11 protein-coding genes are annotated in these 17,141 nt (G+C 68.0%); 4 read left to right on the forward strand and 7 right to left on the reverse strand.

Going from position 1 to position 17,141, the window contains the following annotated elements; translation table 11 throughout:
• Positions 1-29: 29 nt before the first annotated feature.
• From G4D85_RS49390 to G4D85_RS13675, 7 genes are all read right to left on the reverse strand, one after another.
• Positions 30-701: a double-CXXCG motif protein gene (locus tag G4D85_RS49390; protein ID WP_240359253.1), complete on the reverse strand. Its 672-nt coding sequence runs from the start codon at positions 699-701 to the stop codon at positions 30-32.
• Complete coding sequence (gene sitA5, locus G4D85_RS13650) at positions 691-1,941, reverse strand: SitA5 family polymorphic toxin (protein ID WP_205525539.1); 1,251 nt, start codon at positions 1,939-1,941, stop codon at positions 691-693. The genes G4D85_RS49390 and sitA5 overlap by 11 nt, the downstream gene beginning before the upstream one ends.
• Positions 1,942-1,984: 43 nt before the next feature.
• Complete coding sequence (locus G4D85_RS13655) at positions 1,985-3,013, reverse strand: restriction endonuclease (RefSeq protein WP_164011933.1); 1,029 nt, start codon at positions 3,011-3,013, stop codon at positions 1,985-1,987.
• Entirely contained in the window at positions 3,010-4,605 is a 1,596-nt protein-coding gene (locus tag G4D85_RS13660; protein ID WP_164011935.1) for a restriction endonuclease subunit S, read from the reverse strand. The genes G4D85_RS13655 and G4D85_RS13660 overlap by 4 nt, the downstream gene beginning before the upstream one ends.
• Positions 4,595-6,046 (reverse strand): class I SAM-dependent DNA methyltransferase, encoded by a 1,452-nt coding sequence (locus G4D85_RS13665; protein ID WP_164011937.1) that lies wholly within the window; start codon positions 6,044-6,046, stop codon positions 4,595-4,597. The genes G4D85_RS13660 and G4D85_RS13665 overlap by 11 nt, the downstream gene beginning before the upstream one ends.
• A gap of 4 nt (positions 6,047-6,050) precedes the next feature.
• Positions 6,051-9,437, reverse strand: a complete 3,387-nt coding sequence (gene hsdR / locus G4D85_RS13670) for a type I restriction-modification system endonuclease (RefSeq protein WP_164011940.1) — start codon at positions 9,435-9,437, stop codon at positions 6,051-6,053.
• Between the two features lie 178 nt (positions 9,438-9,615).
• Positions 9,616-11,175, reverse strand: a complete 1,560-nt coding sequence (locus G4D85_RS13675) for a DUF6119 family protein (RefSeq protein WP_164011942.1) — start codon at positions 11,173-11,175, stop codon at positions 9,616-9,618.
• Between the two features lie 240 nt (positions 11,176-11,415).
• Between G4D85_RS13675 and G4D85_RS13680 the strand changes: the two genes are divergently transcribed.
• The 4 genes from G4D85_RS13680 (at position 11,416) to G4D85_RS13695 (ending at position 17,136) form a co-directional block, all read left to right on the forward strand.
• Positions 11,416-12,645: an FAD-dependent monooxygenase gene (locus G4D85_RS13680; protein WP_164011944.1), complete on the forward strand. Its 1,230-nt coding sequence runs from the start codon at positions 11,416-11,418 to the stop codon at positions 12,643-12,645.
• A 93-nt stretch (positions 12,646-12,738) separates the two neighbouring features.
• Complete coding sequence (locus tag G4D85_RS13685; protein WP_164011947.1) at positions 12,739-13,710, forward strand: hypothetical protein; 972 nt, start codon at positions 12,739-12,741, stop codon at positions 13,708-13,710.
• Between the two features lie 375 nt (positions 13,711-14,085).
• A complete protein-coding gene (locus G4D85_RS13690; protein ID WP_164011948.1) occupies positions 14,086-16,713 on the forward strand; it encodes an ADOP family duplicated permease in 2,628 nt (875 codons plus the stop codon).
• Between the two features lie 42 nt (positions 16,714-16,755).
• The gene (locus G4D85_RS13695; protein WP_205525540.1) at positions 16,756-17,136 is read left to right on the forward strand and encodes a PadR family transcriptional regulator; all 381 of its coding nucleotides are present in this window, start codon (positions 16,756-16,758) and stop codon (positions 17,134-17,136) included.
• The last annotated feature ends 5 nt before the right edge of the window (positions 17,137-17,141 follow it).

Here is a 17,141-nt window from a genome sequence, read left to right on the forward strand (position 1 = left end):
CCACATCGAGGGTCCACACGCCCGCTAAATCAGGTCTCGGCCCGCGGCAGGAGGCCTAGCGGGTCCTTGATGTAGTTTTCGATGGGGATCATGGCCATGTGGCTCATGGCATGCTTCCCGGCGAAGCGCTTGAAGCGCTCGGAGACGAGGACGGCGCCCCACATGCCGCGCGGCCGGAACACGTCCTCCCCGTTCCAGGTGCCTTCCTCCAGGGCGAGGCCGTCGATGGCATCGGGGCCGACGTAGCGACACCAGGAGCACACCATGGGCTTCTTGCTCAGGATGCGGCTGCGCTCCATGTCCAGGGCGGCGTGGCCATAGGCCAGTGTGACGTAGAGATACGCGGGAGGCGGACCGGGCTTGGAGCCACGGCCCTTGCGGCGGACCCACTTTATCTCGACGGGATGGAAGCCGCTGAGCCCCGTCAGCCCCTCCGCCTTGAAGTCCTCGGCGAAGCGCTCGGTGATGAGGAGCCCGCTCGGACCCTTCAGGAGGTCCCCGAAGGCCTGGCCGTAGAACTCCAGGTCGCCCTGGTAGGGGGGCTCCCAGCTCAGCGCTCCGACGGTGTTCCCACACTGAGGACAGCGGAGCGCGGGGCCCATATTCGAGCTGGTCCTGCTGAACTCGGTGTCGTGCTCGCCTTCGCGCAACTTGTTCAAGACGAAGAAGCGCATGGGGTTCGAGAGGGCTTCAGAAGCCATGCGGAAACCTCGCGCGCATCTCGGGGCGGCTGTAGATCCGTCGCAAGAACGTCTCGAACTCCAAGGGTGTTGCGTTGTCAAAATCATCAAGCCAGCCGATGACTTCATCATCTACATCACGGTGCCACTTCTGATAGCCGTTGTGGGCTGCCCTGTCGGCGGCTCGTGTGACGAAACGTGGATCTCTCGCGGTGTAGTGGCCCTGGAGCGTGGCATGCTCATCAAGCCTTGCCGCTATCCGCCTGGAAATCACATGGTGTAGCTGCCCGCTCGGCGCCGAGGCCGCCTGGCCTCCTTTCATGCCCTGCGCCACCATGGCGATGGCCGTGGCGGGCAGGGAGATGACGACGGTGCTTCCCATGACGGCCACCGCGCTCACCTGCCCCACGTTGGCCAGGTTGATACCCACCTGTGAGGCCCCCAGCGCCGCCGCCTCCGGGAAGCGCGGCATCATCGACAGCCGAGAGGCCATCCACGCGGCGCTTCCGGCCATGCCCTGGCTCATCACCACCGTCACCGCGAGGACGACGACGCGTGCCACCTCCGGCCCTACCCGGTTCGCGAAGCGCTGGCCGGCCCGCTCCAACTCCAGGGGCGTGGTGGCGACGTCGGTGGTGCGCTTCAGCTCCCTGCTCGCCTCCACCACCTCCAGGAACGTCTCCACGCCCAGGTAGATCAAGAGGACCGCCGAGACGATGGCCGCCGCCTTGGTGAAGACAGGCTCGGGGTTCGCCGCCAGGACGGCCCAGCTGATGAGGCCCGTCGAGATGACGGCGTAGAAGAGCTGGGGGGCCAGGGTGTCCTCCACGGCCTTGGAGATGCTCTCCTTCATGGGCTCGAGAGACAGGCCCAGGGCCACCCCCAGCTTGTCCCACTCGCTCATGCCCATGGCATCGTCGAGCAGCGACAGGCAGTCACCCCGGCGCCGGCCCTCCTTGCAGAGGCCGCCGAAGCTCCTGCTCATGAGGCGCCGCCATCCAGGGGCCTCGCCGCTGGCAGGGTAGGAGGCGCGCACCAGCCAACCTTGCTGGGGGGCGCGAAACGTCAGCGGCGCATTCAGCACCAGCCGCGTCAGTGCTTCCTCGAACGCGTCCGCATCCACCTCCACGGTCCTGCTCGGAGTGGGCGGCCTGTACTCCCGTGGCGCACCGTGCCCCGTGTCCAGGCGCACGACGCGCGGGGTGCCGCACCCGGTGAGCAGGGCCAGCAGCAGGACTGCAACAGTCAGACGGGGGGCCATGAGGCGACCTTGAGCGAGGAGGGCGAGTTGCCGTCAGGCCGTGCTACCGGGCCGGCCAGTAGAAGCGCTGGAGTGGCACCATCGCGCGCGTCGGCGCATCGAGCTGCTCGTAGCGTTCGAGGAGCAGCTCCCGCAGGCGGGGCAGGGTGATGAGCGTGAGCGCGATGTTGGAGCGCTCGGCCTCGTAGTGGGCGTCCTTGGTGAAGCCGCCGGTGCTCACGTACAGGCACTTGTCGTTGGCCTTGCGGCCCCCGAGGAAGGAGCGGAGCTCCTTGGTGCCCATGGGAGTCCCGGGCCGGTGCTTCACCTCGACGAAGATGCGCGGCTCCTGGAGGCCCAGGCCGTCCGGCGACGCGAAGATGTCCACGCCACGGTCCGGGCCCGGCTCGGACACCCGGGTCTGGTAGCCCATGGAGCGCAGGATGCCGGCGACCAGGTGCTGCAGCTGCTCCCAGTCCAGGCGGCTGATGGCGTCCTCGACGAAGGCGCCGGCCTTGTCGAACATCTCCGCGCTCAGCTCCGCGTCCGAGCGGGGCTTGCCCTCGACGGGACGGGCCACGGGTGGGGCGACTGGCGGGGTCTGCTCGGGGGCCGTATCGAGAGCAACGGCCTGCTCGGCCAGCTCGGCGGCCACGTCCGGGCCCAGCTTGAAGAGGCTCTGGATGGCGCCGAGCGAGTTGCGCGCCGACGCGCTCAGCCCGTCGCGGGAGACGCGGCCGGTCCACTTCACGCGGCGCATGTGGGGCTTGGAGTCGATGAGCTGGGGCGCCCACTCGTACTCCGAGGACAGGGTGCCCACGAAGTAGAGGCGGCGCTCGCTGTCGTAGGTGATGACGCCGTCGCCGGACTTCATCTCACTGACGAAGCGGGCGGACTGGCTGGCCCAGGTGGCGCGCGTGCCCTCGCCCTCCTCGGGGTATTTCTCCGCGTAGAGGCGCAGCATGTCCGCCTTGGACTGCGAGGGCGACAGCGGGCCGAGCCTCGCGTCTCCCATGGCGACGATGCCGTGCCGCAGGAATTCCTCGATGTTCTCGCTGCCGCGCCCGGCGCGGACCATCCACGTGGTCTTCATGTCGGGTTCCCTGTAGCGCTCTTGCGGCCGGTGGCCTTGGTGGAGCGTCGCTGCTTCGGACTGGAGGCGGCGGCCTCGCGCTCGGCGCGGATGCGCTCCAGGAGCACGGAGGCGGGCTCGTCGTTCGGGTCCTGCGGGACGAGTTCGCCGCAGAATGCTCGGCTCAACATTGATTCGTTGAGCAAATCAAGCTGCTCGCTTGCCTGCTTCCATCGCTCGTGCACTGTGGAGATTCGCGCGAATGCTTGCTCGATGAATTTGACAATTTCGTTCTGCTCGGCAGTCGATGGCAGCGGTACGGGGAAACTCCGGAGATCATCAAGGTTGACCCCCGATTGAGCCACGCCCTTCGTGTGCCCAGCGAGTATCCGCACTGCTACCGGACTTGCTAGGAGATACATGAGAAAGCGCGGCTGTACGCCCGGAAGGCTTGGCACCATTGCTACTTCACGACTGATATTCATGCCAGCCATGGCGAGTGATGCTACGGCAACACCTCCAACGGTGCCGCGAATAGCGACAAGCACTTCGCCACCTTCGAGCCGAGTACGCGAGTACTGACTGGCAATCTCCGGGTTAACGCGTTTGAGCGGGTCGAGTTCTATTGAGAAGTTCTTGATGTCTCCACACCTCACTGTTGGAACTCCCGTAGGGTGCGGGTCGCCAGTTATTACGATACCGTATGGAATGCCCCGCACTGGGTCGGCGAGAAGTTCTAGCGGAGCTGCATTCCAGCCTAGGGAATCTAAGTCCCCGAACCATTCTGCTTTTGGAGCATCAGGGTCTATCCTAAGAGTTGGTTCGTCGTACTCTGTTTTCCAGGACTCAGCCTTGGGCGTCTTCGCTTTGAGACGAAGTCGCTCCTGCACGACATCTTCCCAGCGGCGGCGCCGCTCGGCGCGAATCTGCTCAAGCAGATCCGAGGTGGGCTTGGTCTTACGAGTCTGAGAACGCCAGCGTTCCGTCAGAGCGCCACGGAATGCAGCGGCGAGCACGGCTTGTCGGAAGCGCTCCAGCAGGGCTGGGATGGCGTCCAGTGCTTCCTTGGCGAGGCGGCTTCGGGACAGGAGGGCTTCGAGTTTGGATACGATGCGCCGTTGCTCTGCCAAAGGTGGGACAGGAAACTCAAGACTGGCGAATCGATCTGCGCCAAGGTGAGCGATGCTGGTGGTCCATTTTGAAATCGATTGAAAGCGACCTGAATGGAGGTAGGTTCGGAATACAAGTAGTGCAAATTCTGGAATGACCGATTGGCGAGCTCGGAATCGAATCAGGGTGTTTTGAAAGCATGCACCAGGCATCTCGTCCCGGTAGATGGCAGGGCGGCCGACAAGTTCGCGGGACTGGCCTTCATTTAAGAGGATGTCACCGGGAAGTAGTTTGTAGCGCTCATATTCTTCGGGCGTGAAATTCATCTCGAAGACATCGCTTGTGTCGATTCTGTCTTCGAATACATTTGCGACCCGCAGATATGGACGCATGTGCGTTCCGGTGTGGTGTTCGGGAGCGCGCTGACGACCAAGTCGCACCTCGCCAACCTCGTCAACGCGAGCCCAGGACCATCCGGGAGGCAACTGTTTTTCAAATATCATGAGCGGCCTCGCGCGGCTCCTTGAGCAAAGAGGAGATGGCATCAATTTCAGCGAGAGCTGCTTGTAGTTGAACGCGCAGTTGCACGGCGATGGCATCAGGCTCGAGCGGCGAGGAATTGCTGTCGCCACTGTTGTCCTTTAGCCAACTGAGGTCCAGGTTATCGCCACGTGCCTTGATGTCTGCGCGCGTGAATTTCCGGAACCGGCCTTCCTGGCCATCGTCCTTGCGTGAGCCCTTCCCATTCGGGTCCGCGCCAAAAGCGTCCTCGAACGGCTTGAAGTGCTCCCGCTTCAACGGCGTGCGCTTCCCGAAGGACGGCATGTTGGCCCGCAGGTCGTAGACCCACACCGCCTGCGTATGGCCCTTGTCCGTCTTCCCGCGCGTGAAGAACAGCACGTTGGTCTTCACGCCTTGCGCGTAGAAGATGCCCGTGGGCAGCCGGAGGATGGTGTGCAGGTCGCACTTGTCCATCAGGTCCGCGCGGATAGCCGCGCCCACATTCTCCTCGAACAGGACGTTGTCCGGCACCACCACCGCCGCGCGTCCCCCCGACCTCAGCCCGCGGTAGATGTGCTCCAGGAACGCGAGCTGCTTGTTGCTCGTGGGGAACGTGAAGTCGTCCCGCGTGGGATGGCCGCCGCCCTTCTTGGTGCCGAACGGCGGGTTCGTCAGGATGACGTGCGCCCTCTCCAGCCCCGCGCCCAGCGGAGACAGCGTGTCCCCGAGCAGCAGCTCGCCTTCGATGTCGTGGAGCATCAAGTTCATCAGCGCCAGGCGCCGCGTGTCCGGAACCAGCTCCACGCCGTAGAACGCCTGATTTTTCTGGAACTCCTGCTGCTTGTCCTTCAGGTCGAAGTAGTCGCTCGTCTGTTCGCGAACATAGCGGTCCGCCGCGATGAGGAAGCCCGCCGTGCCCGCCGCCGGGTCCTGCACGAGCTCGCCGGCCTGCGGCTTCACCACTTCCACCATGCACTCCACCAGGGGGCGCGGCGTGAAATACTGGCCCGCGCCGCTCTTCACCTCGGTGGCGTTCTTCTCCAGCAGCCCCTCGTAGAGGTCGCCGATGTGCTCGCGGTCCTCGCTGTACCACTGGAGGTCATCAATGGCCTTCACCAGCGCCGTGAGGCTCTTGGGCTGGCGCAGCGTGGTACCGGCGTCGGTGTAGATGTCCTTCACGCGCCGGGAGCCCTTCGCGCCTAGGTCCAGCAGCAGCCGCTTGTAGAAGTCGAGCTGCGCCACGCCGTCCTTCTTCGCGAGGTCGTCCCAGCGGTAGCCCTTGGGCAGGACGTCCTCGCGCCCCGTCTCCTTGAGCATCTTGAGGAACAGCAGGTAGGTCAGCTCCGTCACGTACTCGTGGTACGTGACGCCGTCCTCGCGCAGCAGCGAGCACAGGTTCCAGAGCTTCTGGACGATGTCGTTCGTGGTGTTGCCGTTGCCCATGCCGTCAGCCCGCGTTCTTCCAGAGTGAGTCCGTCAGCTCCCCGAGCACCTGCTCGAGTCGCCCCTCGAACACCTTGTCGATGGCGGTATACCCGCCCTTGTCCTTGAAGACGCCCGCTTCGAACGACTGCCGGTCCAGCACCTCGTTGGCCACGAGCTGCTTGCCGATGCGCTCCAGCCACGTTCGCTGCGGAGGCGTCCACGGCCGGCTGGATAGCACCTGCTTCACGGCTCGGTCCACGCGCTGCGCGTAGGGCATCAGCGGGTCGCCCACGGCCCGTTGGCGGATGAAGCCGATGATGGAGGCCGCGATGTCCTCGTTCGTCGTCTCCCGCCACGCCGACCGCAGCGCCGTGTCGGTGAAGCCCGCCGCGTCCAGCTCCAGCTTCAGCGCCTTGAGCGCCTCCCGCGTCAGCTCGCGCGGGCGCTGCGCCACCACCGCCAGTGCCGGCATCCGGTTCAGGTTCTCCCGGACGAACCGCTCGAAGGCGTCCAGGTAGTCCTTCGGACGCTGCCGCCCGAGGCCGTACCCCTGCGAGAGTCCCAGCAGTCGGTCCTCGTGCTCGGACACGTAGACCTTCGGCCCCGAGCCGCTCACCCGGTCCAGCAGCTCCGCCACGCGCGGGTGCGCCGCGAACCAGGCAGCGACCTGGGCCGTCGTGCAACCCTTCAGCCGCGCCACCGCCTGCGCCGCCGGCTCACCCGCCGCGGCCTCGAAGGGCTCCGCGTGCTTGCCGCCCAGGGCCTGCTTCTTGCGCTGGAGCTTCGCCATCAGCTGGTCGAGCACCACCTGCCGCGCCCCGCCGTCGGGCAGCGCCTGCAGCTCCTGCACGAGCTGGGCGAAGGGAATGAGCGGGTCCTTCACCACCGGCTTCATCGAGGTGACGGGCTCCAGCAGCTTGTAGAGGTCCACCGCGTCGAAGATGCGGAAGAGCTCCTTCACCGTGCCATCCCGGTACGTGCACAGGCGCGTGGCCCGGCCGAGCATCTGCTCGTAGAGGATGCGGCTCTTCACCCGCCGCAGGAACACGAGGTTCTCGATGGGCGGCACGTCGATGCCCGTCGTCAGCAGGTCCACCGTCACCACGACGCTCGGCAGGCGCTCGTTCCGGAAGTGCCGGATGAGCTCCAGCCGCCGGTCCACGCTGCCGGTAATCTTCTCCACTGTCTTGTCCTCCAGGTCGCCGTACCGCGCGTCGAAGGCCTTCTTGAGCAGGTCCACCACCATGTCCGCGTGAGCGTCCGTGGCGCAGAAGACGAGCGTCTTGCCCTCCAGCGTCGGGTCTATCTGCTCCGCCAGCGCCCGGGCCACCTCGCGGTTGAAGTTCTCGGTGAGGACGCGGGTGTTGAAGGCATCCACCTCGAAGCTCAGCTCGTCCGGGAGGGTGATGAGGTCCAACTGCTGCGAAGAGGTGTTCAGAGTGGGCACCTCCTCTCCGGCCTCCCACTTGATGCCCCGGGTGCTCAGCTCCGTGTCGATGCGGGTGGGCGGGGCATGGTCCACCAGCCACCCCTCGATGACGGCCTCGCGGTAGCTGTACTGGTACACCGGCGCGCCGAAAATCTGGGTGGTGTGCAGCGCGGGCGTCGCCGTGAGGCCAATCTTCACCGCGTCGAAGTAGTCCAGCACCCGCCGGTACGCGCTGAGGTAGTCGTCCTCTGCGCGGAAGGTCAGCTCCGCGTCGGACATGTCCTTGTCGAGCGTGTACCCGCGGTGGCACTCGTCCACGACGATGCAGTCGTAGTCGGAGACGGCGGGCCGGTCCGCGTCGGACTCCGCGCCGAGGATGCGCCGCACCATGCCCTGCACCGTGGAGAAGTGCAGCTTCGTCTCCGGAGCCGGCTCCAGGTCTCCCAGCTCCTTGAGGTCGTAGATGTCCGCGAAGGCCTTCACGCCGTCCACGTGGCTCGCCTTGAAGGCGTCCGTGGCCTGGATTCCGAGCGCGGTACGGTCCACCAGGAAGAGGACGCGCCGGAAGAGGCCCGACTCCACCAGCCGGTAGATGAGCCCGATGAAGGTGCGCGTCTTGCCGGTGCCCGTGGCCATGGCCACCAGGCAGTGGCGCCGGCCGTCCTCCAGCGCGGCCTCCACGGCGCGGATGGCCTTCACCTGGTAGTCGCGCAGGCCCGGCAGGTCCACGGGCTTGGCGCGGAGAGCGGCCCGGGCCGCGTCCTCGTCCTGGCGCAGCAGCTCCCGCAGGCCCTCCGGTGTGTGCCAGCCCACCAGCGCGCGCGGGTGGTTCGTGGCGCGGCGCACGTCCTGGAACCAGATGCCGCTCTTCGTCTTGAGCTGCTCCAGGTACGCCCGCCCGTTGGTTGCGAAGAGGAATGGCACCCGGTACTCGCCCCAGGGGCCGCCCGGGAGCTTCTCGTCACCGCGCACGGTGTAGCCGCAGCTGTAGCGCTTCGCCTGCTGGATGGCGCCGGGCACGTCCTTGCTCTGGCGCTTGGCCTCCACCACGCCCACGGCCTCCAGGCCGACGAAGAGGACATAGTCGGCGCGGCCATCCGCTGTGGGCCACTCGGCGATGGCCCGGTGCTTCCCCGCCTGCGGCCGGGCGCCACGCTCGTAGGTGAGCGCCTGCGAGTCCACCTCCCAGCCCGCCGCGCGGAGCTGCGCGTCGATGAGGTGCCGGGTGTCCGCCTCGTCCAGCTCCAGCTTCTCGCCGGCCAGAAACGCCACGGTGGCCCGCTGCTGGAGCTGCGCGGCCGGCTGGGCCTCGGCCCTGGCGCGCAGGGCGGCCAGCTGGCCCGCCAGCTTGCGCTCCGCCTCCTCGGCCAGCTCTCGCCAGACCTCGCGCTCCTCGGCGTCGCGGGTCGCACGCTCCTCGGCCGCCAGCCGCTGGCGCTCGGCCTCCTGTGCCGCCGCCTGGGCTGCTTCGTGGGAGAGCTGCACCTTCCCCAGCTCGCCCCGCAGCCGCTCCAGCTCGGCCTTCAGGGCCGCGCTTTCCTTCGCGGGGTCCGGAGGTGGGATGAATGGGCCCGGCTCGAAGTTCTTCTGCCGTCCGAAGGCGCGGTGGAACCAGATGGCGATGTTCCGGGCCATCTTGAGCTGGTGGAGCGCGTCGCCGTGGGTGCCCTGCGCCTCATCAGTGGCATGGTTCCCGACTTCCCGCAGGTCGTGGAACAGGCGCTTCATGTCCGGCGTGAGGACGCCACGCGGAGGCATCGCCAGTCGCTCGATGAGCTGGAACTGGGGCGTCCGGTCCGGGACGGTGATGCCCATGCTGGCCGCAGCGTGCTGGGCCAGAACCTCCCCCAACTGCCGCAACTTCATCAAGCAGGTGACGGGGTCGTCCGCGAAGAAGCGCTCGGCTTGCGCGCCCAACGCCACCAGGAGCGGGTCATGCCCCGCCAGGAATTGAAAGTTCGGAGAGGTCAGGGAGGCCATCAGTCACCGGCATTACTGGGTGCCTCTCCGGTATCGCCGCGTCGCGCTTTTCGCGCAAGTCGGGGACTTGGTCCTCCTTGGGCACAGCCGCACCACGGGTGAAGCAGTGGAAGGCCTTGGCGTCAGGGCGGATGTCTTTGATGTTCGTCAAGACCCCACGCGATGCCGACTGCGAGGCCTACGCGACTGCCAACTGCTCGACCCGGCAGACGGCGACCTCGAAGCCGGCGGTCTGGACCCGGCGGGCGTGGTCCAGCAGGTTGAGGGCGCTGAAGAAGAACAGGGACTGGTGCAGGGGGCCGGGCTTGTCGGTGAGGATGGCGTAGACGAAGGTGGGGCGGGGGCCCTGGTCGAGGACGAGCTTGGGCCACTTCTGCTTGAGCAGGCGCTCGAAGTGCTGCCGGTACTCGGGATTCTGGCGCAGGAGGGTGGCGGAGACACTGGCCTGGGCGAACAGGTGGCTCAGCGTCGCCGAGTCCTTCATCTTCTTGACGCAGATGAGGTGCTTCTGCGGCGTGACGAGGTCGCAGATCTCCACCTTGTCGCGGCTGTGCTTGATCTGGAAGTTCTTCTTGTCGAGGTTCAGCCAGGAGCGCTGGGTGGCGACGGCCTGATTGTACGTTCCCTCTGCCTCGGCTCCCACGGGCGGCAGGTTCAGGAGGAGCGTCATGTCAGTGAGCCGGGAGAGATCCTCACGCACCTTCGCGACGTGGTCGCGGTCCGCACGGAACCAGGACCGGGCCAGGTGGATGAACGTGTCCTGCCCATCGTCGAGCTCGCACACGAGCAGCTCGAAGAGCGTCCACGATTCCCTCACGGTGTGGTTGGGGTCGTAGCTGTAGATCCGGAGCTTGTCGGCGTTCTTGACGCCATGCGCATCCATGAACCGGTAGACGGACTCCAGGGTGACGTCGTCCACCGGCTCCGCCGTGCGGCCAAAAGAGATGTGGTAGCCCTCGATGTCCTCCTCGGGCGGCCGAGGGTAGGCGATGGCCATCCGAGTCGTCTCCCGGCGGAGGACCTTCTCCCGAAGCTTCGCGTGGAGCTGCGCGACCCGCGGGTCCTTCCGGGAGAGCGGCTGGACGTGGTCGATGAAGTGGAAGGCCTTCTTGTAGTCGGCGGCCAGGTAGCGCTCGAGCAACTGCGCGCACTTGTCCCCCAGCTTCTCCAGGGTGCACTCGCAGTTGATGGAGAGGGAGTCCGCCCCGGAGATTCGGGTCCCGAGGTCCGTGGACGAGGGCTTGCCGGCGACCTGGTAGACCCAGTCGAGATTGAAGTTCAGGTCGAACTCGTGGGGCGGGCTCTCCACGTTGACGTAGGTGCTCTTCTGCCGCGTCACGAGGTCGATGTTGCGGCTCTCCATCTTCCGGACCGCGTTGGGGTCCAGCGCGTTGAGGGAGGCCAGCAGACCGAAGCGGGGCTCCAGCTTGCCGCGGTTGAGGGCGGTGAAGCCGTAGCCGAAGGTGACGGCGAAGAACCGCTGCTTCACCTTGAGCAGGAGGATGAAGGAGGCAAACGCGTTCGTCGCGCCGCTCTCGGTGAGGTCGAAGTGCGAGCCCAGGAAGGCCATCCACTTGGGGGGCTTGCCCCGAGTGGTCAGCAGGTAGCCCTCGCACGCGTACCCGAGCTTCTTGGGGCCGGGGAACTTCTGGAGGTTCCCCGCGCGCAGGTACTTGGGGTCGATGAGCTCCTCGAAAGAGGAGACCGTGTCATTGGCCAGGTGGATGGAGAGCTTCATGGTCGTCGAACTCCTCGGGGGGGCTGGTGCTCAACGATGCAGGACGTAGGGGCCGATCAAAGCTGACGGGGTAGTCTTGAGGCAGGAGCGTCATGGTCCGCTTTTGAAAAGAAGACCTCCCTGACAGTGCTGACGCGCACCTCGTCAGACACCTTCGTGGGGTCAACGGCGAGGCGTGAGCTGCTCGTTCCTCCGACACGCGGCCTCCCTGCCTCCGCTATCAGGGTAGAAGAAACCCCCATGAAGCTCCCTCAAGTCGTCATCGTCGGTGGTGGACCCGCCGGAATGGTCCTCGCCTACCAGCTCGTCTCGAACAACGTGCCGGTCCGCGTCCTGGAGCGCCACCCGGACTTCGAGCGCGAGTTCCGCGGCGAGCTCCTGCAGGCCTCCGTCGTCGAGACGTTCAAGCGCGCGGGGCTCTTCTCCGTGCTGCTCGAACGGAAGCTGGCGCTGCCGGACATCGAGCGCCGCATGTACGTGGGCAAGCGCCGCACGGTCCGCGTGCCCGGTCCCCAGGAGCGTGGCGCGGTGGTGTCCCAGCCCGGAATGCTCGCGCTGCTGCACGAGCTGTGCAGCCGCTACCCCCACTACCAGCTCGATTTCGGCACCACCGTCCTCGACGCCATCCAGGAGAACGGGCGCGTCGTCGCGATGAAGACCCGGCACAACGGCGTGGAGGGCCGCGTTGACGGGGACCTCTTCATCGTCTGCAACGGGCGCAACAGCCACCTGCGCAAGTCCTGCGGGCTGGAGACGGAGGAGTTCGAGTCGACCGCCGACGCGCTCTGGCTGCGCTTCGACCTCTCCGACGCACCGGAGGCGCTTCCCGAGTCGCTCCAGGTCCACATGTTCGGCAAGGGGCTCGTCGTCGTCTTCCAGCCCTCCACGGGCCACCGGCTTCACCTGGCGTACAGCGAGCCGGGAGACCTCAACCGGCTGCGCAAGGACCTCCCGGAGCTGCGCCGACGGCTGCTGCCCACGCTGCCGGAGACACTGCGGCCCCACGTGGAGCGCAAGCTCGACGAGCGCACCGAGTGGCAGGTGCTGAAAATCCTCGTCGACCGTGTGCGCCGCTGGCACGCACCCGGCGTCCTCTTCCTCGGAGACGCGGCGCACACCATGTCGCCGTCGGGTGGGCAGGGGTTGAACCTCGCCATCCGCGACACGTTCGTGGCCGCGAACCACCTGCTGGATGCCCTCCATGTGGTGAGCACCCCGGACGAAGCCGTCTTCCAGCGGATTCAGGAGGAGCGCCAGTCGGAGATAGACCGGGTCCAGGCAGGCCAGACGCGAGCGGGACAGATGGTGCTCAAGCCCCTCGGCGTGCTGCATGTGATGTTCACCATGCTGGGCGCGGTGATGCGGCTCGCGGGCAAGAAGATGCAGGGCACGGGCGGCGTGCCCACCGTCGAGCCGCGCTACCTCATGCCGCTCGCGCGCGGTGACTCCCGCGCGGACTCCGGCGGGTAGCGGCAGCAGCCTCGCTCCGCTCTACCGCGCCCATCCTGTTGCGCACTTCTTCAGCGAACTACAACCGCACCCTCAATGAAGGGAGCGGACTCCATGCAAGAGCTGAAGAAGGAACGCGGCTGGAAGTCGAGCCTCAGGCAGGCCGTGGTGCTGTCCCTGTCCCTCGGGAGCGTGGCCTGCGGTGTCGAGGCGCCCGCCGAGCAGCGCCCTGAAGCGGTGGCCGAGAGTCAGGCCCCGGCGCTGGCGACGTTCTCCTGTCCTACGACTCGCACCACCGTGGACCGCGCCGACGGCAACACGAACTACAAGGTGAAGTTCCTCTACGTGCTGCCTTCGGACGGAGTGGACCTGGCGCTCGACACGAACGGGGCGCTCTGCCGCTCCGTCCAGGCGCAGTACAACTGGTTCACCTCTCAGACGACGAACGGCGCGGCGCTGCGCTACGACGTGTCCGGTTCGGTGCTGGACATCCAGTTCGTGCGGCTGACGAAGACCAATGCCCAGATGCGGGGCACGGGCAACACCGGTGACGTCAACACCGGCTACGCCTACGTGAGAGACCGCATCGAGCGGGAGCTGAAGGCCCAGGGGCTCCTCAACGACACCCGGAAGCTGTACGCCGTCTACTACGGCGGCACCAGCGAGTGGGCCTGCGGTGGCGCCGCGTGGCCTCCGCTCCTCGTCGGCAAGGTGGTGGCCCTGTATCTCAACGGCCTTCCCAACGGCGCCGTGCCATGCAGCGCCAACCCGGTGGGTGGCTCGAGCACGACGCCCGGATACATCGAGTTCGCCATGCTGCACGAGACGCTGCACGGGCTGGGCGTCGTCGCTGATGCCGCGCCCAACGAGCACTCCAGTGGCCACGTCTTCGATACGGCGAGGGACTTGATGTACGCGCCCCGTCCGGGGACGGCGGACCCGTACTGGGACATCTACTCCGGAGCCATGGTGCTCGATTCCGGGCGCAACCAGTACTACGCGCATGGCGGGACGCAGCTCGACCTGGCTCGGAGCGCGTTCCTCAATCCGCTCCCCGCCAACGCCCTCGCCCCGCCGGGGTGGTGAGCCCGTCAGGGTGGTGAGTCCGCCAGGGCTGACGCCTGGCTGATGGGGTTCCTCGCTTCTTCGGGCGCAGTCCGCTTGCCGGGCTGCGCCCTTGTTCGTTTCGCGCTCCGGAAGCCTCTCTCGCCCGTTCGCTACGCCAGGCTCCTTCATCCCCTCGCTGATGCGCCGTGGAGCAGGGCGACGCTCGGTGTGCCCACCGTGTCCCTCCGCGTGAACTCCACGGGAGTCCCGGGCGCCCCACACGGCACGGAGCCCCCGTCCGTGAAACCCCACGCAATCGCCCGTCGCTGGCTTCGTATTCTACATTGTAGTAATTCACCCCGTCAGCGAGCCGAGGTGCGCGTGCCGCAGTCCGAGCCGAGGAGTGGAGGCCCCGTGACGGTCCCCCGTCTGCCTCTGCGGCTGTTGCGGGCGTGGCTGCCGTACGCCGAGCGGGACGAGGTGATTGCCGAGCTGTCCGCCGAGTTCTCGGCCCGTGCGGCCCGCGAGGGCCACGGCGCCGCACGCGCGTGGCTGTGGCGGCAGGCGCTCGGCTCGTTGCCGCCGCTGGCGCGGCGGACGTTCTCCCGTGGTTGGACCGGCTTCGAGCCCGCCTCCAGCCGTCTACGCCCTGGAGGCCCCCCGATGGAGAGCTTCATCATGGACCTGCGGTACGCGGCGCGCCGGCTGCGCACCCGCCCGAGCTACGCGCTGCTGGCCATCCTCACCCTCGCCATCGGCGTGGGCGGGACGGCGGCGGCCTTCGGGCTGGTGCGAGGGCTGCTGCTGACGCCGCTGCCGTACCCCGCGGAGGAGCGGCTCGGCCTGTTCTGGCAGCCCGGGGACTGGTCCGAGCGCGAGTACCTCCACCTCTCGTCCGACTGGGCCGGCTTCAGCGGCGTCGCGGCCTTCCGCACCAAGGAGCTCCCGCTCCGTCGCGGCCCGCAGGCGTCCCCCGAGCTGGTGACGGCCGTCTCCACCACCGCCACGCTCTTCGACGTCCTCGGAGTCCGCCCGGTGCTGGGCCGCGGCTTCGAGCCCAACGAAGACCGGCCGGGCTCCGCGCCCGCGGTGGTCCTCAGCGATGGGCTCTACGCGGACCTCGGCGGGCAGCCCTCGCTCGTGGGCTCCACGGTGGAGCTCGACGGCGCGACGCACACGGTGGTGGGCGTCATGCCCAGGGGCTTCTGGTTCCCCGACCCGACGGTGCGCGCCTGGGTGGCGGAGCCGATGAACCCGGAGGACGGCTCCGGCAACTACGCGCTGGTGGGACGGCGCGCGCCCGGGACGGACGGGCCCGCGCTCGACCTGGCCCTGAAGCGGTTCGGCGCGCGGCTCCTGGAGCGCTTCCAGTACCCGCCGGCCTGGGACAAGTCCCGCCGGCCCGCGCTGACACCGCTGCGCGAGCACCTGCTCGGGCCGCTCCAGGCGCCGCTGCTCGCGACGCTCGCGGCCATGGCGGTGCTGCTGCTCATCGCCTGCGCCAACGTCGCCGCGCTGATGCTCGGGCAGGTGGACAGCCGCGCCACCGAGCTCGCCGTCCGCATGGCGCTCGGCGCCGACAGCCGCCGGATGACGCAGCAGCTGCTCGCGGAGGCGCTCCTCCTGGGGCTGGCCTCCGCCGGAGTCGGCGCCGTCATCGCCGCCCAGGGCTTCCGGCTGCTCACCGAGGCGCTGCCGCTGGGGCCGCTCGCGCCCCGGGGCTCGCTGGACTGGGGAGTGTTCTCCGCGGCCCTCGTACTGGCGCTCGTCGCGGCGTTCGGCGTGGCGCTGCTGCCGGCGCGCTCGCTGCGGAAGTCGGACCCGCAGCGCGCGCTGTCGAAGTCGCGCACGGGCGGCGTCGGCGCGCGCGGTGGAAGGACGGAGGGTGCGCTGGTGGTGGGGCAGGTGGCGCTCGCGGTGCTGCTGACGGCGGGGGCCGCGCTGCTGGTGCGCTCGGTGGCGAACCTGCGTGGCATCGACTCGGGGCTGGATACCGGCCGTGTGGCGGTGCTGGACGTGGTGATGGAGGGCAACGTCGCTCGCGAGGCGCGGCCCCGGCTGCTGGCGGACCTGGAAGCCACGCTCGCGACGCTGCCCGGAGTCCGCGCGGTGGGCATCACCCAGAAGCTGCCGCTGCGAGGCGCGGGTGAGGACTGGGGCCTCGCGATTGAGGGCAAGCCGGACCTGCCTGCCTCCACCACCTACGTGCGGCTGGTATCGCCCGGGTACTTCGAGGCCATCGGCATCCAGCTTCTCGACGGGCGACTGCTCAGTGCGAGCGACAGGGTAGACACGGAGCGCGCCGTGGTCATCAACCGCGCGCTCGCGAAGAAGTACTTCCCGGGAGAGAACCCCATCGGTCAGCGCATCAACATGGGGCTGGAGGGACTGGAGCGCATCGTCGGAGTGGTGGAGGACGTGGCGGAGGCGGGCCTCACCGACGGCTCCGTCCCCGCGCGCTACATGCTCCACGCGCAGGTGGCGGGCATGACGATGACGCGGCAGGCCCTGGTGCTGCGCGCGCAGCCGGGACATGACCCCGCGTCGCTGCTCGAGGCGGCCCGCCGCCAGCTTGCCGCCGCGGCGCCTTCCGTGGCCGTGCAGCGCGGCACCACGCTGGACGCGGTATTCGCGCAGGCCATTGGCCCCGCGCGGCAGGTGATGGCGGTCCTCACGTTCCTCACGGCGCTCGCGGTGGTGCTCGGCGCGGTGGGCGTCTATGGCGTCACCTCCCACTTCGTCCGCCGGCGCCAGCGAGACTTTGGCATCTGCATCGCGCTCGGGCTGCGGCCGTCGCGCGTGGTGGCGCAGGTGGTGGGGCGGGGTGGGAAGCTGGTGTTGCTCGGCAGCGCGCTCGGCACCGTCGCGGCGCTCGTGCTGGCGCGGCTGCTCTCCTCGTTCCTGTACGGGGTGAGCGCGGTGGACCCGCTGTCGCTCGTCGGCTCCACCCTGGGGCTGCTGGCCGTGGGGGTCGCCGCCGCGCTGCTGCCCGCGTGGCGCGCCAGTCGACTGGACCCTGCCGTCGTGTTCCGCGAAGGGTAGAGTCCCGCCCGTTCCAACCTGTCGTTCGAGAGGAGTGCTTCCGTGCCGTCCCCAGCCAGCTCGACATCCGACGTGCCACTCGGCACCTTCGAGGAGCAGGTGATGCTCGCCGTGGTGCGCACCGGGCGTGCCCCCGACGAAGGCGGCGCCTACGGCATGGCCGTCCGCCGTGAGCTGGAGCTGGTGGCCGGGCGCGAGGTGGCCATTGGCGCGGTCTACGCCACGCTGGACCGGCTCGAAGCGAAGGGGCTGGTCGCCTCGGAGCGTGGCGAAGCGGGCGCCGGGAGCTCCCGCCGGGTCTTCACCCTCACGCCCCGGGGTGCACGGGCGCTGGTGGACTCGCGCGAGATGCGCGAGCGGCTGTGGCGCGGGGTGGACCTGGTGCCGCTGCTCGCCGGAGCGAGCACCGGCCGGAGCTCCTGAAGTGG

This window comes from Pyxidicoccus trucidator (assembly GCF_010894435.1).
GTDB lineage: Bacteria > Myxococcota > Myxococcia > Myxococcales > Myxococcaceae > Myxococcus > Myxococcus trucidator.